Here is a 19,381-nt window from a genome sequence, read left to right as displayed (position 1 = left end):
CCGAGTTGCCTCAAATATAGGGGAGGTTGGTCTCAAAGCAATGCCACCAACTCATGACAATTACGCGCGCGCAGCTTCGGCGGATGTTCGAGGAGCGCCGCAGTCAATTGCTCCGCGCCACCCACCAGGACTGGAAGACACCCCGCCGCATGCGCACTCTTGAGATCGGCCTGGGTGTCTCCCACCATCCACACGCTTTCGTCAGGGGCAATTCCCGTGCCGTCGAGCGCCAGGTAGATGGGGTCGGGTGCTGGTTTGTCGCGGGGGGCGTCGCGCGCGCCCACCGCCTTGGCGATCCATTGGCCCCAGCCGAGATGGGCCACCTCGGCCCGCAGGTTATGGCCGACCTTGTTGCTGACGATCGCCACGTAGCAGCCCCTGGCGTGGCAGTGCGCCAGCAGGTCGGCGGCACCGTCCAGCGGTTCCAGCCGCTCCAGGTGGATGCGCAGGAACGTCTCGTAGAACACCTTCTCCGCCTCGGCCGCGCGCGGGCCGAACAGCGTCGGGAACAGCTCGCGCAACGAGCCGTGCGCCCGGTCCTGCACTTCGGCCGCAGTCCAGGGGGGCAGACCGAGTGCAGTGAAGGTGTCGCGGTAGCACTCCACGATCGTGGGCCAGGTGTTGACCAGCGTGTTGTCCCAGTCGAACAGCACCGCGCGCGGAGGCTGCAGGCCCGCGGGCCGGCTCACGTCACGGCCTCTCCCGCCTCGGAGAAGCGGACATATTCCTCGCGCAGCCGGCGCGCCGTGGCGCCGACCTTGCCGTCGCCCACCTTCTCGCCGTCGATCTTCACCACCGGCGTCACGAAGGAGGTCGCGCTGGTGATGAAGGCTTCCTTGGCCTTCTTCGCCTCCTCGAGGCTGAACGGCCGCTCGACCAGCTTGAGCTGCAGCGAGTTGCAGATCGTCTTCAGCGAGCTGCGGGTGATGCCGGAGAGGATGCCGTTGTCGGTCTGGCGCGTCACCAGTTCGCCGTCCTGCGTCACGATCCAGGCATTGGTCGAGGCGCCCTCGGTGATGCAGCCCTTGTCGTCCAGCAGCCACGCCTCGTAGGCCCCGGCCTCGCGCGCGGCCTGCTTGGCCAGCACGTTGGGCAGCAGCGCCACCGTCTTGATGTCGCAACGCTCCCAGCGGATGTCTGGCATGCTCTTCACCGCGACGCCGGAACCGGCATCGGCCACGATATGCTTGGTCGCCTTGGTCGTCAGCACCAGCGCGGGCTTCACCGGCGTCGTGGGGAAACCGTGGTCGCGCCGCGACACGCCGCGCGTCACCTGCATGTAGACCAGGCCGTCGCGCAGCCGATTCTTGCGCATCAGCTCGCGGATGATGAAACCCAGCGTGTTGCGCGACACCGGCCAGTCGATGCGCAGCTCCTTCAGCGAGCGGTCGAGACGGTCGATGTGCGGCTTCTCGTCGATCAGCTTGCCGTCGCGCACGCCCACGACCTCGTAGACGCCGTCGGCCAGCTGGTAGCCGCGATCCTCGATGTGGACGCTGGCCTCGCGATGCTCGACGTAGCGACCGTTGACATAGGCATAACGCGCCATGACGCCCTCTCTCCTGCTCAGACCGGCGGCTCGGCGCCGCCTTCGGGCACCCCGCCGTGCAGGCCGAGCGACTTCAGCTTGCGATGCAAGGCCGAGCGCTCCATGCCGACGAAGGTCGCCGTCCGTGAAATGTTGCCGCCGAACCGCGTGACCTGCGCCAGCAGGTACTCACGCTCGAACACCTCGCGAGCCTCGCGCAGCGGCAGCTGCATGATCTCGCCGCCCTTCTCCCAGCGCAGCACCGAGGGCGCGTCCTCGCTGACGTCGTTGGGCAGCACGTCGGCGCGGATCGGGGCGCCGCCCGGCGGCGCCAGGATCAGCAGCCGCTCGATGACGTTGCGCAGCTGGCGCACGTTGCCCGGCCAGTCGTGGCCCTGCAGCGCCGCCTGCGTGTCCTCGCCGATCGTGCGGGGCGGCAGGCCGGTCGCGTCGGCGACGCGCTTCAGCAGGTCCTGCGCCAGCTCGGGAATGTCCTCGCGGCGCTCACTGAGCGGCGGCACGCGCAGCCCGACGACGTTCAGCCGGTGGAAGAGCTCCTCGCGGAAACGGCCCGCGGCGATCTCCGCCTGCAGGTCGCGCGCCGTCGTCGCCAGAACACGCACGTCGATCTCGACCTTGGTCTTGCCGCCGTCGCGGGCATAGGACTGTTCCTGCAGCAGGCGCGCCAGCCGGCTCTGCAGCGGCAGCGGCAGGTCGGCCACTTCCTTCAGCACCAGCGTGCCGCCATGCGCCATCTCGAAGGCGCCGGAGACGCGCAGCGTGTCGGCGGCGGTCTCGCCGTCGGTGCCGAACAGCTCGATCTCCAGCCGTTCGGCCGGCAGGGTCGAGCAGTTGACCACGACGAACGGGCCGTCGGCACGCTTGGAGCCCTGGTGGATCAGGCGCGCCACCGTCTCCTTGCCCGAACCGGAGGCGCCGGTGACGAGGACGCGGCTGCCGGTCGGCGCCACCCGCTCGATCTGCGCGCGCACGTTGGCGGCGTCGCTCGACGAGCCGACGAACGTCACCTCGCCGCCGGCGCGGCGGCGCAGCGCCAGGTTCTCGCGCTTCAGCTTGTCGGCCTCGATCGCGCGGTCGACCACCAGCAGCAGCCTGTCGGCCTTGAACGGCTTCTCGATGAAATCGTAGGCGCCGGTCTTGATCGCCGAGACGGCGGTGTCGATCGTGCCGTGGCCGCTGATCATCACCACCGGGATCGGCGGATCCTCGCGACGGATGACCTCGAGGATCTGCAGGCCGTCGAGCTCGCTGCCCTGCAGCCAGACGTCGAGGATGACGAGCGCGGGACGGCGCTGCCGCACGGCCTCGATCGCTTCGGTACTGTTGTGGGCACGCCGCGCGGTGTGGCCCTCGTCCTCGAGGATGCCGGCGATCAGCGTGCAGATATCGCGTTCGTCGTCGACGATCAGAATATCGTGGGCCATGTCACTTCAAGCAGCCCGCATGGAACGGCGGGTCATTGTGCGGCTGTCGCGTGAGCGCCGGCCGACGCGATTTCCTTCGCGTCTCGCCGGAATACCAGACTGATGCGGGCCCCGCCACCCTCGCGATCCTCGAGCGCCAGGAACCCGCCATGGTCTTCCATGATCTTCTTCACGATCGCGAGGCCGAGGCCGGTGCCCTTGGCGCGGGTCGTCATGTACGGCTCGGTGAGCCGTTCGCGCCCTTCCTTGGGCAGTCCGCGTCCATTGTCCTCGACGACGATCCGAAGGCCGGCGGCATCCTCGATCAGCGACAGGACGATCTCGCCCTGTGGCAAAGGCGCGTCCGGCCGCTCGTCCCGGCCCTCGATCGCCTCCGCCGAATTCTTCAAGATGTTGGTCAGCACCTGCGAGACCTGGCGGCGGTCGCAGTTCAGCGGCACCGGATGGGCCGGCAGGTTCGCCGTGTAGTGCAGATCCGGGTTGCCGTTGCGCTGCAGGAACAGCGCCTGCTGGCACATCTCCTTGGCATCCTCTTCCTTCACGGTCGGCCGCGGCATGCGCGCAAAGGACGAGAACTCGTCGACCATGCGGCCGATGTCGCCGACCTGCCGGATGATGGTCTCGGTGCACATCGTGAAGGTCTCGGGGTCCTCCTTGATCTGCTTGAGATAGCGGCGCTTCAGCCGCTCGGCCGAAAGCTGGATCGGCGTCAGCGGGTTCTTGATCTCGTGCGCGATGCGCCGGGCGACATCGCCCCATGCCGCCATGCGCTGCGCCGACATCAGGTCGGTGACATCGTCGAAGGTGACCACATAGCCAGCACCCGTGGCGGCGCTGATCCGCACCAGCAGAATCTGCCGTGAGCCGCGCTGCAGGATCTCGACCTGGCCCTGTGTCATCCGGTCGGGACGCTCCGCCGCCTGTGCGACCAGCGGCGCCAGCTCGGGCATGACCGAAATCAGCGGCCGCCCCAGAACGCCGTCCTCGGGCAGCGCCAGAAGGTTGAGCGCGGAGCGGTTGGAGCGCATCACGATGCCCTCGCCGTCTACGCTCAGGACACCCGCGGAGACACCGGCCAAAACCGCGTCGGTGAGCCGGCGCCTCGTGTCGAGTTCGGTGTTGGCATGAACCAGTTCGCCGCGCTGCTGCTCGATCTGGCTGGCCATGCGGTTGAACGAGCGCGCGAGCTGGCCCAGCTCGTCGTTGGGCGGCCCCTCCTCGACGCGGGCGCTGAGATCGCCGCCGCGCACCTTCTCGGCCGCCTGCATCAGTCCGCCGATCGGCTCGGTGAGGCGCGAGGCGAACAGGATGGCCAGCCACACGGCGGCCAGCAGCATGAGGAAGGCGATGGCGCCGCAGACCACGAACAGGATGAGCTGGCTGCGCCGCAGCGCCGATTCGATCTGCGAGTAGAAGGAGCCCGCGAATTCGATGCTCTTGATGTAGTCGACGACGCGCAGGTCGACGGCATGGCCGGTCGCCAGGAACAGGGGCTCGCCGACGAAGAGCTGCATCACGAAGTAGGCACCGGTCGGCGATTCGAACTGCACCGGCCGCGCCTGGTTGACCGCCTGCCAAAGGAACTGCGCGGGCGGCACCGGGTTGGCCATGCCCTCGGCGTCGGGCGCCTTGGCCTGAGCGATCACCCCCTTGTCGGCATCGAGAACCGTCGCCTCGATGATGGGACGCCCCTCGATCAATCGCTGCAGCAGCGCCTTGGTCGCGGCCGGATCGCGCAGTGCGTCCACGCCCTCCGCCTGCAGGGGACTGGAGATGCCCTCGATGTCGTTCAGGATCTCCTGCTCGCGCGCGCGTCGCACCGGCTCGCCGATGGCACGGGCGGCCTCGTAGGAGGCCTGGGAGGGTTTCACGACGAAATCGGTGAGGCTGATCACCAGCATCGACAGGATGATGGTGACGATCACCGTCGGCGTGATGGTGAAGACGCTGCACACCAGCACCAGCCGCATGTGCAGGCGCGAGCCCGCCGCGCCGCGCCGCCGGTCGAGCCATAGCTGCGTGAGACGCACGGCGACGACCGACGCCAGGGCAATGGCGATGACGAGGTCGGCGACCAGGAGGCCCGTCATCCAGCCGCGCGTGCTGAAGGACTCGGGCACGAAGCCGGCCAGCCAGGCATAGGTCGCCGTGCCGGCGGCGATCGCGAGAATGGCCAGGGAGACGGCGGCCACGCGGCCTGACAGGCTGCGCAGCACCTTGCTCATCTTGTCGCCCAAGCGTGAAACGCCCAGCGCAGCTGTCACGAGGTCACCCGCCTCGGCGAACCTGCGGCGTGCGAACCACGGGGACGTCGAGGTCCTTTATCTTCTTGCGCAACGTATTGCGATTGAGCCCCAGGAGACGGGCCGCGCGCAACTGATTCCCGCGGGTCGCCCCCAGCGCCAGCGCCAGCAACGGGCGCTCGACCTCTGAAATGACACGATCGTACATGCCGTCGGGCGGCAGCCGGTCGCCATGGGCGGCGAACATCGACTGGAGGTGACGGTCGACGGCATCGGCCAGCGAGACGTCGTCGGGCATGTCGGCGGGCGAAGACGCGGGTTCCACGGCCGACATGGCGTCCGCCAGCTCGGCCTCGATGGTCTCGACGCCGATGATCTCCTCGGAATAGAGCGCCGACAACCTGCGCACCAGATTGACGAGCTCGCGCACGTTGCCCGGCCAGCGATGCTGCTTCAGGCGCGCCATCGCTTCGGGCGACAGGACCTTGGTCGGCAACCCGTCGGTCGTCGCGGCCTGCAGGTAGTGATTGGCGAGTTCGGGAATGTCGTCCAGCCGCTCGCGCAGCGGCGGCAGGCGGATCGGCACGACGTTGAGGCGGTAGTAGAGATCCTCGCGGAACAGACCCTGCTGGATCAGCCGGCGCAGGTCGCGATGGGTCGCCGCCACGATGCGGACGTTCGCCTTGATCGGCGTGCGGCCGCCGACCGTCATGTACTCACCCTCCTGCAGCACGCGCAGCAGGCGGGTCTGGGCCTCGGGCGGCATGTCACCGATCTCGTCGAGAAAGAGCGTGCCGCCGGAGGCCTGCTCGAACTTGCCGGCGGAGCGCTGGACCGCACCGGTGAAGGCGCCGCGCTCATGGCCGAACAGCTCGCTCTCGATGAGTTCGCGCGGGATCGCCGCCATGTTGAGGGCGATGAACGGGCCTTTCCGGCGCTTGCCGTAATCATGCAGAGCGCGCGCGACCAGCTCCTTGCCGGCGCCCGACTCGCCCGTGACCATGACCGTGAGGTCGGTGGCCATCAGGCGTGCGAGCGTACGGTAGATTTCCTGCATCGCCGGCGACCGGCCGATCAGCGGCAGTCTCTCGCCCTCATCCGGCAGCGCGGCCGTGCGCGGCATCGAGGCGGCCGGCGCGGAGAGCGCGCGGTTCACCACCGAGATCAGTTCGTTCAGGTCGAAGGGCTTGGGCAGATATTCGAACGCGCCGCGCTCGGTCGCGCGCACCGCCGTGAGCAGGGTCGACTGGGCGCTCATGACGATGATGCGCAGGTCGGGCCGCAGCTTGCGGATGCGCGGCACGAGGTCGAGGCCGTTCTCGTCGGGCATCACCACGTCGGTGATGACCAGCTGCCCCTCGCCTTCCTGGATCCACTGCCAGAGTGTCGAGGCGGTTCCGGTGCTGCGCACCGTGTGACCCTGCCGGCCGAGCGCCTGATGCAGGACGGTGCGGATGGCGCGATCGTCGTCGGCGACGAGAATGGTTGTGCCTTCGCTCATGGCGCGGCCTGTGGGAACTGAAGCGGTAACATGACCCTGAATGATGTGCGGCCGGGCTCGCTATCGAACTCGATGGCGCCGCCGTGGTCGTTGATGATCTTCGCGACCAAAGCAAGACCCAGGCCAGTTCCGGTCGGCTTGTTGGTGACGAAGGCGTCGAACAGGTGGCTGCGGATTTCGTCGGACACCCCGCGACCGTTGTCGCGCACGGAAACCACCAGCGGCAGGTTCACGCGGGTCTGCTGGCCGGGAACGGCCAGGCGCAGACCGTGCCTGTAGGCGGTCGACAACTCGATCTCGCGCTCGGTGTCGCCCGGCGCCTCGCAGGCGTTCTTCACGAGGTTGAGGAACACCTGGATGAGCTGGTCGCGGTCGCCGTGCACGTCGGGCAGCGATGGGTCGTAGGTCTCGATGAAGCGCACGCCCTTGCCGAAGCCGTTCTGCGACAGCCGGCGGACATGATTGAGGACCTGATGGATGTTGATCGGGCCTCGGTCGATCGGCCGGCCGTCGGCGAAGGCCTCCATCCGGTCGACCAGGGCAACGATCCGGTCGGTCTCCTCGCAGATCAGCTCCGTGAGTTCGCGTTCGGAGTCCGGCACGGACTGTTCGAGGAGCTGGGCCGCCCCGCGAATGCCCGACAGCGGGTTCTTCACCTCGTGCGCCAGCATGGCGGCCAGCGCGCTCACCGAGCGGGCGGCGCTGCGGTGCGACATCTGTCGGTCGATATTGCGCGCTATGGTCTGCTCGACAAGCGACACGGCCACCAGGCCGTCGCTATCGACGATCGGCGACAGACGCAGCGCGCAGAAGCGCGTGCCGATGCGCGGCGATGAGAGCGTGACTCCGTTCTCTGCCACCGCGCCGCCGGTCGTCAGCACCTGTTCCAGCAGCGAGAAGAGCGGCGTGTCCTCGGGAATGAATTCGCTGAGCGGATGTCCGACCAGCCGCGCCCGGCCGACACCGAAGAACTGCTCGGCCGAGAGGTTGGCATAGTGGATGAGGCCGCTGGCTTCGACGACGATGATCGCCTCGGAGAGCGAATCGAGAAGGGCCGTCGGGAACTGGTCGCTCATGCCGTTTCGCTTGAGGGGGCGCAGGGACATCAGGCGGCCTGCCGCTCGAGCGCCGGAAGGAAGAAGGACGCGAGCAGGTTGCGAACCCTGTCGGCATCGGTCTCGCGGTTGACGGCAGCGCGGAAGTCGGCCGACGCCGGGAAGCCCTTGGAGTACCAGCCGAGATGCTTGCGCGCCATGCGCACGCCGGTCTCCAGGCCGTAGTGTTCGAGCATCGCCTCGAAATGCGTGCGCACCGCCGCATACTGCTCGGCAATCGAGGGATCGGGCCGCCGTTCGCCCGTGCGCAGATAGTGGATCGCCTGGCTCGGGAACCATGGCCGTCCGTAGGCGCCGCGGCCGATCATGATGCCATCCGCCCCCGACTGCTCCAGCGCCTGGTCGACATCGTCCAGGGTATTGATGTCGCCGTTGGCGATGACAGGAAGCCTGGTCGCTTCCTTGACGGTGCGAATGAACGCCCAGTCGGCGTGACCGTCATAGAAGTCGCAGCGCGTGCGACCATGCACTGTGAGCATCCGGATACCGCAGTCCTCGGCGATGCGCGCCAGGTTCGGCGCATTGCGGTTGGTCGAGTCCCAGCCGGTGCGCATCTTCAGCGTCACCGGGAGCTTCACCGCCTTCACGGTCGCTTCGAGGATCTTCGCTGCATGCACCTCGTCGCGCATCAGCGCGGAGCCGGCATGGCCGTTCACGACCTTCTTCACCGGGCAGCCGAAGTTGATGTCGATGATTGCCGCGCCACGATCCTCGTTGAGCTTCGCCGCCTCGGCCATCACCTCCGGCTCGCAGCCGGCGAGCTGCACCGACATGGGGAATTCTTCCGGGGTCGTCTTCGCCATCAGCAGCGTCTTGCGGTTCTCGCGGACCATCGCGACGGAGGCGATCATCTCGGAGACGACGAGGCCCGCCCCGCGCCGCTTCACCATCTGGCGGAAGGGCAGATCGCTGACGCCAGACAGGGGCGCGAGAATGACCGGGTCCTCGATGCGGACGGGTCCGATGTCGACGGGTTTGAGGCGGTGTGCGTTTTGCATTCTTTGTTCAGTTATTAGGCATCTTGTGCAGTGCACAATAATTAAGCGAGCAATAGCGGGTCCCATCGGCCTGCGCAAGGGCTCGCAGTGCGCCTCCGTGAAAGCCTGCTAGATTGAGCATTATGCGTAAAGTGACCGCCCTGATCGTCGCGGCCGGCCGCGGCAGCCGCTTCGGCGGTCCGCTGCCCAAGCAATATGCGCTTCTCGACGGCCAGCCGGTCCTGCGCCGGACGGTTGGCGCATTCCAGGCCGCCGGCATCGATCGGGTCCAGGTCGTTATCGGTCCGGGAGATGACGCTCACTATGTCGCAGCCACCGACGGTCTCGCCCTGCCGCCGCCCATCCATGGAGGGGCCAGCCGTCAGCAGTCGGTCCTGAACGGGCTCGAAGCGTTGAGCGGCAATCCCCCGGACCTCGTCGCGATTCACGATGCTGCCCGGCCGTTCGTGCGAGTTGCCGAGATCGAGGCGTGCATTGCCGCCGCTTCCGCCGAGGGAACCGATGGCGCCGTCCTCGGCATCCCGCTGGCCGACACCCTGAAACGTGTCGGCGACGGCAATACCGTCACCGAGACCGTGCCGCGCCAGCATCTGTGGCGGGCACAGACCCCGCAGGTCTTCCGCTTCGCGCCACTGCTTGCCGCGCATCGCGCGGCTGCCCCGCTCGCCGCCGGAGAGGCGACGGCATTGACCGACGATGCGGCCGTCGCGGAGCGCGCAGGCCTGAAGGTTGTCATGGTTGCGGGCAGCGAGGATAACCGCAAGATTACTACCGCGGACGATCTCATCTCGCTGCCCATGGAAACGCGCACCGCTCTCGGCTTCGACGTACACGGCTTCGGACCGGGCGCCGCCGTCATGCTGGGTGGGGTCGCGGTTCCGTATACCCAGTCACTGGCCGGCCATTCCGACGCCGACGTGGCACTGCATGCGCTGACCGACGCGGTGCTGGGCACGATCGGCGCTGGCGACATCGGCAAGCATTTCCCGCCATCCGACCCGCAATGGCGCGGCGCGTCGTCCGATCGCTTCCTGCGCCATGCCGTCGACCTCGTGACGGCGCGCGGCGGGCGCATCGTTCATCTGGATGTCACGATCGTCTGCGAAGCCCCCAAGGTCGGGCCGCATCGCGACGCCATCGTGCGGAGCATCGCCCGCATCGCCGGCATTGCTGCGGATCGCGTGAGCGTCAAGGCCACCACGACCGAGGGTCTGGGCTTCACCGGCCGCCGCGAAGGCGTCGCCGCCCAGGCCATGGCCACAGTGGAACTCCCGAGGAGCTGACTGCCGATGTTCGACCACGAGATGCGGGATGCCGCGGAACGCGTCCTGTTCACCTGCCGCAAGCACGGGTTCAAGGTCGCCACGGCCGAGTCTTGCACCGGCGGCCTGATCGCGGCCACCCTGACGGCCATCGCCGGCTCCTCCGACGTCGTCGACCGCGGCTTCGTCACCTACTCCAACGAGGCCAAGCGCGAGATGATCGGCGTGCCGTGGGACGCCATCGTGAGCCATGGTGCGGTGAGCGAGCCGGTGGCGCGCGCGATGGCGACCGGGGCCCTCGCCCACTCCGGTGCCCATCTATCGGTTTCGGTGACCGGCGTCGCCGGCCCGGGCGGCGGCTCCGCCGAGAAGCCGGTCGGTCTCGTTCACTTTGGTGCGGCGCGCACCGGCTTCGAGCCGGTGACCGAACGCCACATCTTTCCCGGCGATCGCGACGGCATCCGCCGCCTGACGGTGATCACGGCACTCGCGATGCTGGCCAAGCTCGCCGAGCGCTGACCCTCCGTCATGTTCCTCTTCCCCTATCGGGGTAGAGGAGTTTGAGGCGTGGCGGCTGCCGGCTTGCCGTAGAGCTGCGCGGCCCGCGCCTCGAATGCCGACACCATGCGGCGGACGGCTTCGGCGAACAAGAGCTGCACCGTCTTCTGCAAAAGCAGTGAGCGGAAATCGAATTCGAGTTCGAAGTCGATCTGCGTGCCCTCGGGGTGCCGACGGAAGATCCAGCGGCTCTTCAGCAGCCGGAACGGTCCCTCGATGCCGGTCGTGACGATACGCAGACCGTCGGGATCATCGGGCGACAGCTCGACGCGGGAGACGAACTTCTCGTGGAACGGGCCGAAGCCGATCGCCAGTTCGGCGATCTCGACATTGGGTCCCTCGCGCCGGCGAACACGCCCGGCGAAGCACCACGGCAGGAACTCCGGATAGCGCGGTACGTCGGCGACGAGGTCGAACAGCTGGCGCGGCTGGAACGGAACGACTCGCCGTTCCTGATGACGGGTAGCCAAGGAGCCGTCAGCCTTTGATTTGCGCCTGACGCGCGGCCCTGAGCCGCGCGAAATCGTCGCCGGCGTGGTAGCTCGAGCGCGTCAGCGGCGAGGACGAGACCATCAGGAAGCCCTTCGCGCGCGCCATCTGGGCAAGCTCGGAGAACTCCGCCGGCGTCCAGAACCGGTCGAGCGCGGCATGCTTGGGCGTCGGCTGCAGGTACTGGCCGATCGTCAGGAAATCGACGTCGGCGGCGCGCAGGTCGTCCATCACCTGCAGGATCTCCTCGCGCGTCTCGCCCAGCCCGACCATGAGGCCCGACTTGGTGAACATCGCAGGATCGATCTCCTTCACGCGCGACAGCAGGCGCAGCGAGGTGAAGTAGCGCGCGCCGGGGCGGATGGTCGGATAGAGGCGCGGCACTGTCTCGAGATTGTGGTTGAAGACGTCGGGCCGCGACGCGACCACCGTCTCGATGGCGCCGGGCTTGCGCATGAAGTCGGGCGTCAGGATCTCGACCGTGGTCGCGGGCGCCGACCTGTGCAGCGCCGTGATCACCTCGGCGAAGTGCCCTGCCCCGCCATCGTCCAGGTCGTCGCGGTCGACCGAGGTCACCACCACATGGTCGAGGCCGAGCTTGCCGACCGCCTCTGCAATGTTCGCCGGCTCGTGTGGGTTCAATGCCCCCGGCTTGCCGGTCGCCACATTGCAGAAGGCACAGGCCCGCGTGCAGGTCTCGCCCATGATCATGAAGGTCGCGTGCTTCTGCTTCCAGCACTCACCGATGTTGGGGCAGGCCGCCTCCTCGCACACCGTCGTGAGCTTGAGTTCGCGCATCAGCCGCTTGGTCTCGGCATATTCGGGCGAATTCGGCGCACGCACCCTGATCCATTCCGGCTTGCGCTGAATGGGATTGTCCGGCCGGTGCGCCTTTTCGGGATGGCGCTCGGCCCGGGTCAGGGAAAGCTTGTCTAGGGTTCCGTCCATGATCGGCTAGATATGGAGCGTCCGGCCGTAGGCCGCCAGTACCGACTCGTGCATCATCTCCGAGAGGGTGGGATGCGGAAACACGGTGGCCAGGAGCTCGGCCTCGGTGGTCTCCAGCGTCTTGGCGATGCTGTATCCCTGGATCAGCTCGGTGACCTCGGCGCCGATCATGTGGGCGCCCAGAAGCTCACCGGTCTTGGCGTCGAAGATCGTCTTGATGAAGCCCTCGGGCTCGCCAAGGGCAATCGCCTTGCCGTTGCCAATGAACGGGAACTTGCCGACCTTGAGCTGCAGGCCTTTCGCCTTCGCGGCGGCTTCGGTGAGACCGATGCTCGCCACCTGCGGCTGGCAATAGGTGCAGCCCGGGATGTTCTCGGTCTTCATCGGGTGCACACCCTTCACGCCGGCGATCTTCTCGACCACCAGCACGCCTTCGTGCATCGCCTTGTGCGCGAGCCACGGCGGACCGGCGACGTCGCCGATCGCATAGACGTTCGGCTCGCCGGTGAAACCCCACTGGTCAATCACGATGTGGGTCTTCTCGACCTTCACCTTGGTGCCTTCGAGGCCCAGGTTCTCGACGTTGCCGACGATGCCGACGGCGCTGATGACGCGGTCGACCGTGATCTCCTGCGCCTTGCCGCCGACCGTGATGGTGGCGGCGACGTTGTTGGCGCCCTTCTTAAGGTTCGACACGGTGGCGCCGGTGAGGATCTTCATCCCCTGCTTCTCGAACGCCTTCTTCGCGAACGCCGAGACCTCGGCGTCCTCGACCGGCAGCACGCGGTCCATCACCTCGGCCACCGTCACCTCGGCGCCCATGGTGCGGTAGAAGCTCGCGAACTCGATGCCGATCGCGCCCGAGCCGATGACCAGCAGCGACTTCGGGAATTCCGGCGGCACCATCGCTTCCTTGTAGCTCCACACCAGCTTGCCGTCGGCCTCGAGGCCGGGAAGCTGGCGGGCGCGGGCGCCGGTGGCGAGGATCACGTCCTTGGCCGTCAGGGTGACGTTGCTCTTGTCCTTGAGCGCGACGGCGACCTTGCGCCTGGCGCCGTCGGTGCCGGCGAGCTTGGCCGTGCCGTCGAACACCGTGATCTTGTTCTTCTTCATCAGCATCGAGACGCCGTTGCTGAGCTGGCTCGCGACCTTACGTGAGCGCTCGACGATCTTCTTGGGATCGAAGGTGACGTCCTTCACCGAAAGCCCGTAGGCCTCGGCGTGCTTGATGAGGCCGTAGACCTCCGAGGTGCGCAGCAGCGCCTTGGTCGGGATGCACCCCCAGTTGAGGCAGATGCCGCCCATATGCTCGCGCTCGACCACGGCGGTCTTGAGCCCGAGCTGCGCGGCGCGGATGGCGGCGACGTAGCCGCCGGGTCCGCCGCCCACGACGATCAGGTCGAAACTGGTCTCGGCCATGTTTCTCTCCTAGGCCAGCATCGCGGCGGGTTGCTCGATATACGCCTTGAGCGTCTGCAGGAACTGCGCGCCCAGGGCGCCGTCCACCACGCGGTGATCGACCGCCAGCGTGCAGCTCATGATATTGCGGACGACCATCTCGCCCTTGCGCACGACCACCCGCTCCTCGCCCGCACCGACGGCCAGGATCATGGCCTGCGGCGTGTTGATGATGGCGCCGAAGTCGCGGATGCCGAACATGCCGAGGTTCGAGATGGTGAAGCCGCCGCCCTGGAACTCCTCGAGCTTCAGCTTGCCGCTCTTGGCGCGGCTGGCGAGGTCCTTCATCTCGATCGAGATCTGCGCCAGGCCCTTCATGTCGGCGTTGCGCACGATCGGCGTGATGAGGCCGCGATCGGTGGCGACGGCGACGGAGATGTCGACCGCGCCGTACTGGATCATCTCGTCCTCGGTCCACGAGGCGTTGCACTCGGGATGGTCGCGCAGCGCCTTGGCGCAGGCCTTGATCACCATGTCGTTGACCGAGACCTTGGTGCCCTTCTTCTCGACCACGGCATTGATTGCGGTGCGCGCCGTCAGCAGCGCGTCGATCTCGAAATCCACCGTCAGGTAGAAATGCGGGACGGTCTGCTTGGACTCGAGCATGCGCCGGGCGATGACCTTGCGGATGCTGGTGTGCGGCACGCGGCTGTCGCCGGGGGCCACGAACACCGGCTGGCCGCCGGCGGCCGGCGCCGGAGCAGCAGCCTTCGGAGCAGCCTTGGGAGCCGCCGCGGCCGGAGCAGCGCCCGGCTTCGCGTTCTCGACGTCGGCCTTGACGATGCGGCCGTTCGGGCCGGAGCCCTGGAGGCTCGCGAGATCGATGCCTTTCTCCGCAGCGATCCGCTTCGCGAGCGGCGACGCGAAGATGCGGGTGCCGCCGGGGGAAGCGGTCGGCTTGGCCGCCGGTGCAGGTGCGGCCGCGGGAGCTGGCGCTGCCGGCTTCTCCTCGGCCTTGGGGGCCGGTGCGGCAGCGGCAGGCGCCGTCGACTTGGCGACGTCCTTCTCGCCCTCTTCGAGCAGGACGGCGATGACGGCGTTGACCTTCACGCCCTCGGCGCCCTCCTCGACCAGGATCTGGCCGATCTTGCCCTCGTCCACGGCCTCGACTTCCATCGTGGCCTTGTCGGTTTCGATCTCGCAGATCACCTGGCCGGATTTGACCGCGTCACCGACCTTGACGTGCCACTTGGCGAGCTTGCCCTCCGTCATGGTGGGCGACAGCGCGGGCATCAGGATGTTGATGGACATGCCGGCTCTCCCGCCTCAGCGATTGCAGACCGCGCGCGCGGCCTCGACGATGTCGTTCGACTGCGGCAGCGCCAGCTTCTCGAGGTTCGCCGCATAGGGCAGCGGCACGTCGAGACCGGCGACGCGCTTAACCGGCGCGTCGAGGTAATCGAATGCGTGCTCCATCATCAGCGCCGAGAGTTCCGAGCCGATGCCGGCAAACGGCCAGCCTTCCTCGCAGGAGACGAGGCGGTTGGTCTTCTTGACCGACTGCACGATCGTCTCGGTATCGAACGGGCGCAGCGAGCGCAGGTTGATGACCTCGGCGTCGATGCCGTGCTTGGCCAGTTCCTCGGCCGCCTGCAGCGCCTTGCCGACCATGATCGAGAAGGCGACGATCGTGACGTCCTTGCCCGTGCGCTCGATCTTCGCCTTGCCGATCGGCAGCACGAAGTCGGGATCCTCCGGCACGTCGAACGACTGGCCGTAGAGAATCTCGTTCTCGAGGAAGATCACCGGGTTGGGATCGCGGATCGCGGCGCGCAGCAGGCCCTTGGCATCGGCGGCGCTCCACGGTGCCAGCACGCGCAGGCCCGGCACATGGGCGTACCAGCTCGCGTAGCACTGCGAGTGCTGGGCGGCGACGCGCGAGGCTGCGCCGTTGGGGCCGCGGAACACGATCGGGCAGGTCATCTGGCCGCCGGACATGTAGTGCGTCTTGGCCGCCGAGTTGATGATCTGGTCGATCGCCTGCATGGCGAAGTTGAAGGTCATGAACTCGACGATCGGCTTCAGGCCGCCGAACGCCGCGCCGACGCCGAGGCCGGCGAAGCCGTGCTCGGTGATCGGCGTGTCGATGACACGCTTGTCGCCGAACTCTTCCAGCAGCCCCTGGCTGATCTTGTAGGCGCCCTGGTACTGGGCGACTTCCTCGCCCATCAGGAACACCGACTTGTCGGCGCGCATCTCGGCAGCCATCGCGTCGCGCAGAGCCTCGCGCACGGTGATGTGCTGAGTGCCGCCCTTCCATTCCGGTTCTGCCGCCGGCGTGGCTGCCGGAGCGACGACGGGTTGCGGCGGCAGTTCCTTGTTCGGCTCGCCTTGCGTGTTGGGAACGTCGGCCTTCGCGGCATTGCCCCCTGCAGGTGGCGTTGCGGCGCTGGCTGCGGCCGTGCCGGCATCCTCGCCCTCACCCGCGAGCACGCAGATCGGCGTGTTTACGGCGACGCCCTCCGTGCCTTCGTCGACGAGGATCTTCGCGACGGTGCCCTCGTCGACCGCTTCGACTTCCATTGTCGCCTTGTCGGTCTCGATCTCGCAGATCACCTGTCCCGACTTCACGGCATCGCCCACCTTGACGTGCCACTTGGCGAGCTTGCCCTCGGTCATGGTGGGGGACAGGGCAGGCATCAGAACCTGAATGCTCATGGGATCAGGCCTCGACCAGGATGTCGGTCCACAGCTCCGACGGATCGGGCTCGGGACTGTGTTGGGAGAATTCGGCAGCGTCGTTCACGATCTTGCGGATCTCGGCGTCGACAGCCTTTAGGCCGGCCTCGTCGATGATCTTGCCGTCGAGCAGGCGCTTGCGGATGTGTTCGATCGGATCGCGTTCGTTGCGGTACTTGTCGACCTCTTCCTTGGTCCGGTACTTGGCCGGGTCGCTCATCGAATGACCGCGATAGCGGTAGGTCTGCATCTCGAGGATGTAGGGGCCCTGCCCGCTGCGCGCATGCTCGATCGCCTTGGCGCCGGCCGCACGGACCGCCAGCACGTCCATGCCGTCGACCCGCTCGCCCGGGATGCCGAAGGCCTCGCCATGCCGGTAGAGCTCGGTCGTGGCCGAGGCGCGCTCGACGGAGGTGCCCATGCCGTAGCGGTTGTTCTCGATGATGTAGACCACGGGCAGCTTCCACAGCGCGGCCATGTTCATGGCCTCGTAGACCTGGCCCTGGTTGGCGCTGCCGTCGCCGAAATAGGTCAGCGAGACGTTCTTGTCGCCGTTGTACTTGTGAGCGAAGGCGAGGCCGGTGCCGATCGGCACCTGGGCGCCGACGATGCCGTGGCCGCCGTAGAAGCTCTTCTCGCGGCTGAACATGTGCATCGAGCCGCCCTTGCCCTTGGAATAGCCGCCGCTGCGCCCGGTCAGCTCGGCCATCACGCCCTTGGGGTCCATGCCGCAGGCCAGCATGTGGCCGTGGTCGCGGTAGGAGGTGATGACGGCGTCCTTGTCGCGGACGTTGGCCTGCATCCCGACCACGACCGCTTCCTGGCCGATGTAGAGATGGCAGAAGCCGCCGATCAGGCCCATGCCGTAGAGCTGGCCGGCCCGCTCCTCGAAGCGGCGGATCAGCAGCATGTCGCGATAATAGGTCTTGAGTTCGTCGGGGGTGACGCTGTTGTCGCCCGGGCCGGACGATTGCGTCGGCGGCGACTTCGCCTTGGCGGGAGAAGGATCGTCTTTCGGCTTGGTGGCCGGCTTCGCCATGGCTGTCCCCTCGTGAACGCGCTTCGGCTTATAACATCGCAGAGGCCGATGTGTTTGATCTAGCAGGAAAAAACACACTTGCCGCGCGTGCGCCGCAGCAATTGAGCGATTGTTTGCAAACCATGGATCGCGCCGGACAGTTTCTTTCAGATGACCGCGAGGCGAACCCTGAGCACGGCGTCATCGAGATCAAAACGTCGTTAGCGCGTCGGCATGAAGACGATGATGTCGTCCTTGCGCGCGAAGTTCAGCAGCACGCGCGCACGCTCGTCCAGCATGTCGGGTTCGAGGCTCTGGTTGCGCAGCGCCGCGACGCGGCGCTCCCAGATCTTGCGGGTCGCCTCGGCCTCGGCGAGGTTCTGCTCGGCGATCAGGACTTCCCGCTGCAGATGAGCCATGGCCAGCAGGCCACGGTCACCGTTCACCAGATGGTATCCGAAATAGCCGAATACCGTGGCGAAGATGACGGGAGCCAGAATCTGACGGGGTCTCAACAACATATGCGGCGTTCCTGCAGGCATATGGCAACATATGGTGGCCTTCCGTCAAGATTTTTCGTTTGATTGGAGAGGCTTAGCGACTGTGAAAGGCCGAACGGCATGAGCGGACTGATCATTTGGACATACGACTGGATACCCAAGGGCCCGCGCGGCTTCGTGCGCGATCTGCGGCTGCGATGGGCCTGCGAGGAAGCCGGGCTCCCTTACGAGGTGCGCAGCGTTCCCTTCGACGGCCGCGAGACCAATCACCTTGCGCAGCAGCCCTTCGGGCAGGTGCCTTTCCTGCGGGACGGAGAGCTCGATGTCTTCGAGAGCGGCGCCGGGCTGATGCATCTCGCCCGGAAGAGCGACAGGCTGATGCCTCGCGACACGGCCGGCGAAGCCGCGACGCTGCAATGGATGGTCGCCGCGCTCAATTCGATCGAGATGGTCACGGTCCCCTGGTGGGTCCTGACGATGACCGGCCAGCCCGACAATGCCCTCGCCGGCTGGATGGGCAATCGCCTCGCCCAGCTCGAGACGGTGCTGAAGGAACGTGAATGGTTGGCGGCCAACCGCTTCACGGTGGCCGACCTCCTGATGGCCGACGTGCTGCGTGTCGGCAAGGTCCGCGCCTTCGGCGACCGGCCCGCCACCGAGGCCTATGTCACGCGCCTCACCGCCCGCCCCGCTTTCCGGAAAGCGCACGCCGACCAGCTCGCGCATTTCGCCGCGGCCGACGAGCGGAGAGCGGCTGCCGGCGCCTAGTCACCGGGATCGGTAAGGTTGCAGATAAGGCGGGGGCCCCTCGCTCGACTCTTCGCGACGACAAACGCCCGTTTTGTTCAATTGAGTCCGAGGCTTCACCTCACGGCTCATCGTCTTGATAGGCGTACGCCGCAAGCCCCTCGGCATCGAGCAGCCGGATACGATTGTAGCCGCAATGGATCCAGCCAGCGGCCTCGAAGTCGGCCAGTTTGCGGCATACATGGTGTCGTGACAGGTTGGTCATCTCGGCCAGCATCTGCTGTGTCAGCCGGAATCCTCGCGGATCAGATGGGGCCAGTTCCCCGGCACCCAGCACCCGCAGCAGAACAGCCGCAGCGCGCCGGCCGGCGTCACGCGTCAGGAGGTCGCGTGCCATCCACCTGCCGAGGCGGGCGCCAATCTCGGCGAGTTGCCCGACGCGTATGGCGACGTCGGTGTTCTCCCGCATCATTTTCGAAAGCCGCGCATTGGCAACGAACAGCAGATGCGTCGTCTCGATGGCGCAATACGTCAGGTCGCGCGGGCCACCGTCGAGCGGCGCCTTGGCTCCGAACCATTCGCCATCGCGCATGATGTGGCCAAGCCGCGGCGTCGCCCGCTTGTGGCCGCCCGTCATTCCGACGGCACCTGCGACTACCCCGAACAACCCGCTCGAGTGTTCACCTTCACGAAACACCGTCCGACCCGAGGCCACCGTTACCGGAAGCCCGGCGTCGATTATCGCCTTCCGGAACGACGCCGGGTGCTCTGACAGCCAGCCACGGGCCGAAAATATCTCTGTCTTTGTCATGGGCCGACGGGGGGGCATAGAGCGCGTCTCAAGCCCAATTGCTACTTCCCGCAACATCTTCCTGTCCGGTTGGCTCAGTAT

The 19,381-nt window shown here is 67.0% G+C and carries 18 protein-coding genes; 3 read left to right on the top strand and 15 right to left on the bottom strand.

Going from position 1 to position 19,381, the window contains the following annotated elements; translation table 11 throughout:
- Window positions 1-32: 32 nt before the first annotated feature.
- The 7 genes from LJ725_RS01230 to dusB are packed head-to-tail and all read right to left on the bottom strand — an operon-like array spanning window position 33 to window position 8,830.
- Window positions 33-689: an HAD family hydrolase gene (locus tag LJ725_RS01230; RefSeq protein ID WP_230548799.1), complete on the bottom strand. Its 657-nt coding sequence runs from the start codon at window positions 687-689 to the stop codon at window positions 33-35.
- Window positions 686-1,549 (bottom strand): D-amino-acid transaminase, encoded by an 864-nt coding sequence (gene dat, locus LJ725_RS01225; protein WP_230548798.1) that lies wholly within the window; start codon window positions 1,547-1,549, stop codon window positions 686-688. The genes LJ725_RS01230 and dat overlap by 4 nt, the downstream gene beginning before the upstream one ends.
- Before the next feature lie 17 nt (window positions 1,550-1,566).
- Window positions 1,567-2,973, bottom strand: coding sequence for a nitrogen assimilation response regulator NtrX (gene ntrX, locus LJ725_RS01220; RefSeq protein WP_230548797.1), 1,407 nt, complete (start codon window positions 2,971-2,973; stop codon window positions 1,567-1,569).
- Window positions 2,974-3,005: 32 nt separating this feature from the next.
- On the bottom strand, window positions 3,006-5,198 hold the full coding sequence (locus tag LJ725_RS01215; protein WP_230548796.1) for a sensor histidine kinase: 2,193 nt from the start codon (window positions 5,196-5,198) through the stop codon (window positions 3,006-3,008).
- Window positions 5,199-5,241: 43 nt separating this feature from the next.
- Window positions 5,242-6,717 (bottom strand): nitrogen regulation protein NR(I), encoded by a 1,476-nt coding sequence (ntrC, locus tag LJ725_RS01210; RefSeq protein ID WP_230548795.1) that lies wholly within the window; start codon window positions 6,715-6,717, stop codon window positions 5,242-5,244.
- Window positions 6,714-7,823, bottom strand: coding sequence for a two-component system sensor histidine kinase NtrB (locus LJ725_RS01205; protein ID WP_230548794.1), 1,110 nt, complete (start codon window positions 7,821-7,823; stop codon window positions 6,714-6,716). Before LJ725_RS01205 ends, ntrC begins: the two co-directional genes overlap by 4 nt.
- Entirely contained in the window at window positions 7,823-8,830 is a 1,008-nt protein-coding gene (gene dusB / locus LJ725_RS01200) for a tRNA dihydrouridine synthase DusB (protein WP_230548793.1), read from the bottom strand. The genes LJ725_RS01205 and dusB overlap by 1 nt, the downstream gene beginning before the upstream one ends.
- Before the next feature lie 122 nt (window positions 8,831-8,952).
- On the opposite strand from dusB, the gene LJ725_RS01195 reads away from it, so the two are divergent.
- On the top strand, window positions 8,953-10,113 hold the full coding sequence (locus LJ725_RS01195) for a bifunctional 2-C-methyl-D-erythritol 4-phosphate cytidylyltransferase/2-C-methyl-D-erythritol 2,4-cyclodiphosphate synthase (RefSeq protein WP_230548792.1): 1,161 nt from the start codon (window positions 8,953-8,955) through the stop codon (window positions 10,111-10,113).
- 6 nt (window positions 10,114-10,119) lie between these two features.
- Entirely contained in the window at window positions 10,120-10,611 is a 492-nt protein-coding gene (locus tag LJ725_RS01190; protein WP_230548791.1) for a CinA family protein, read from the top strand.
- Window positions 10,612-10,634: 23 nt separating this feature from the next.
- Here the strand turns inward: LJ725_RS01190 and LJ725_RS01185 are convergent, their stop codons facing one another.
- The 7 genes from LJ725_RS01185 to LJ725_RS01155 all read right to left on the bottom strand — a co-directional run bounded on the left by LJ725_RS01185 (window position 10,635) and on the right by LJ725_RS01155 (window position 17,763).
- Window positions 10,635-11,120, bottom strand: a complete 486-nt coding sequence (locus LJ725_RS01185; RefSeq protein WP_230548790.1) for a type II toxin-antitoxin system RatA family toxin — start codon at window positions 11,118-11,120, stop codon at window positions 10,635-10,637.
- 7 nt (window positions 11,121-11,127) lie between these two features.
- Entirely contained in the window at window positions 11,128-12,087 is a 960-nt protein-coding gene (lipA, locus tag LJ725_RS01180) for a lipoyl synthase (protein WP_230548789.1), read from the bottom strand.
- A 6-nt stretch (window positions 12,088-12,093) separates the two neighbouring features.
- Window positions 12,094-13,506, bottom strand: a complete 1,413-nt coding sequence (lpdA, locus tag LJ725_RS01175) for a dihydrolipoyl dehydrogenase (protein WP_230548788.1) — start codon at window positions 13,504-13,506, stop codon at window positions 12,094-12,096.
- 9 nt (window positions 13,507-13,515) lie between these two features.
- On the bottom strand, window positions 13,516-14,796 hold the full coding sequence (locus LJ725_RS01170; protein WP_230548787.1) for a pyruvate dehydrogenase complex dihydrolipoamide acetyltransferase: 1,281 nt from the start codon (window positions 14,794-14,796) through the stop codon (window positions 13,516-13,518).
- A gap of 15 nt (window positions 14,797-14,811) precedes the next feature.
- The gene (locus LJ725_RS01165; RefSeq protein WP_230548786.1) at window positions 14,812-16,203 is read right to left on the bottom strand and encodes a pyruvate dehydrogenase complex E1 component subunit beta; all 1,392 of its coding nucleotides are present in this window, start codon (window positions 16,201-16,203) and stop codon (window positions 14,812-14,814) included.
- A 4-nt stretch (window positions 16,204-16,207) separates the two neighbouring features.
- Entirely contained in the window at window positions 16,208-17,263 is a 1,056-nt protein-coding gene (pdhA, locus tag LJ725_RS01160; protein WP_230548785.1) for a pyruvate dehydrogenase (acetyl-transferring) E1 component subunit alpha, read from the bottom strand.
- Window positions 17,264-17,463: 200 nt separating this feature from the next.
- Window positions 17,464-17,763 carry an FtsB family cell division protein gene (locus LJ725_RS01155; protein ID WP_230548784.1) on the bottom strand — a complete coding sequence of 100 codons (300 nt, stop codon included), beginning with the start codon at window positions 17,761-17,763 and terminating at the stop codon, window positions 17,464-17,466.
- Window positions 17,764-17,862: 99 nt separating this feature from the next.
- On the opposite strand from LJ725_RS01155, the gene LJ725_RS01150 reads away from it, so the two are divergent.
- The gene (locus tag LJ725_RS01150; RefSeq protein WP_230548783.1) at window positions 17,863-18,510 is read left to right on the top strand and encodes a glutathione S-transferase family protein; all 648 of its coding nucleotides are present in this window, start codon (window positions 17,863-17,865) and stop codon (window positions 18,508-18,510) included.
- A 100-nt stretch (window positions 18,511-18,610) separates the two neighbouring features.
- Here the strand turns inward: LJ725_RS01150 and LJ725_RS01145 are convergent, their stop codons facing one another.
- Complete coding sequence (locus LJ725_RS01145; protein ID WP_230548782.1) at window positions 18,611-19,300, bottom strand: Crp/Fnr family transcriptional regulator; 690 nt, start codon at window positions 19,298-19,300, stop codon at window positions 18,611-18,613.
- Window positions 19,301-19,381: the final 81 nt, after the last annotated feature.

The organism is Reyranella aquatilis (assembly GCF_020880995.1).
GTDB classification, from domain to species: domain Bacteria; phylum Pseudomonadota; class Alphaproteobacteria; order Reyranellales; family Reyranellaceae; genus Reyranella; species Reyranella aquatilis.
This window is presented reverse-complemented; position numbering and strand designations above follow the sequence as displayed.

Excerpts from the sequence above, each read along its gene's own strand:
- pdhA (WP_230548785.1), bottom strand. The coding sequence starts at position 17,263 with ATGGCGAAGCCGGCCACCAAGCCGAAAGACGATCCTTCTCCCGCCAAG.
- ntrX (WP_230548797.1), bottom strand. The coding sequence starts at position 2,973 with ATGGCCCACGATATTCTGATCGTCGACGACGAACGCGATATCTGCACG.
- LJ725_RS01170 (WP_230548787.1), bottom strand. The coding sequence starts at position 14,796 with ATGTCCATCAACATCCTGATGCCCGCGCTGTCGCCCACCATGACGGAG.
- LJ725_RS01205 (WP_230548794.1), bottom strand. The coding sequence starts at position 7,823 with ATGTCCCTGCGCCCCCTCAAGCGAAACGGCATGAGCGACCAGTTCCCG.
- lipA (WP_230548789.1), bottom strand. The coding sequence starts at position 12,087 with ATGGACGGAACCCTAGACAAGCTTTCCCTGACCCGGGCCGAGCGCCAT.
- LJ725_RS01190 (WP_230548791.1), top strand. The coding sequence starts at position 10,120 with ATGTTCGACCACGAGATGCGGGATGCCGCGGAACGCGTCCTGTTCACC.
- LJ725_RS01195 (WP_230548792.1), top strand. The coding sequence starts at position 8,953 with ATGCGTAAAGTGACCGCCCTGATCGTCGCGGCCGGCCGCGGCAGCCGC.
- dusB (WP_230548793.1), bottom strand. The coding sequence starts at position 8,830 with ATGCAAAACGCACACCGCCTCAAACCCGTCGACATCGGACCCGTCCGC.
- LJ725_RS01215 (WP_230548796.1), bottom strand. The coding sequence starts at position 5,198 with ATGAGCAAGGTGCTGCGCAGCCTGTCAGGCCGCGTGGCCGCCGTCTCC.
- LJ725_RS01155 (WP_230548784.1), bottom strand. The coding sequence starts at position 17,763 with ATGTTGTTGAGACCCCGTCAGATTCTGGCTCCCGTCATCTTCGCCACG.
- LJ725_RS01145 (WP_230548782.1), bottom strand. The coding sequence starts at position 19,300 with ATGACAAAGACAGAGATATTTTCGGCCCGTGGCTGGCTGTCAGAGCAC.
- lpdA (WP_230548788.1), bottom strand. The coding sequence starts at position 13,506 with ATGGCCGAGACCAGTTTCGACCTGATCGTCGTGGGCGGCGGACCCGGC.
- LJ725_RS01150 (WP_230548783.1), top strand. The coding sequence starts at position 17,863 with ATGAGCGGACTGATCATTTGGACATACGACTGGATACCCAAGGGCCCG.
- ntrC (WP_230548795.1), bottom strand. The coding sequence starts at position 6,717 with ATGAGCGAAGGCACAACCATTCTCGTCGCCGACGACGATCGCGCCATC.
- dat (WP_230548798.1), bottom strand. The coding sequence starts at position 1,549 with ATGGCGCGTTATGCCTATGTCAACGGTCGCTACGTCGAGCATCGCGAG.
- LJ725_RS01165 (WP_230548786.1), bottom strand. The coding sequence starts at position 16,203 with ATGAGCATTCAGGTTCTGATGCCTGCCCTGTCCCCCACCATGACCGAG.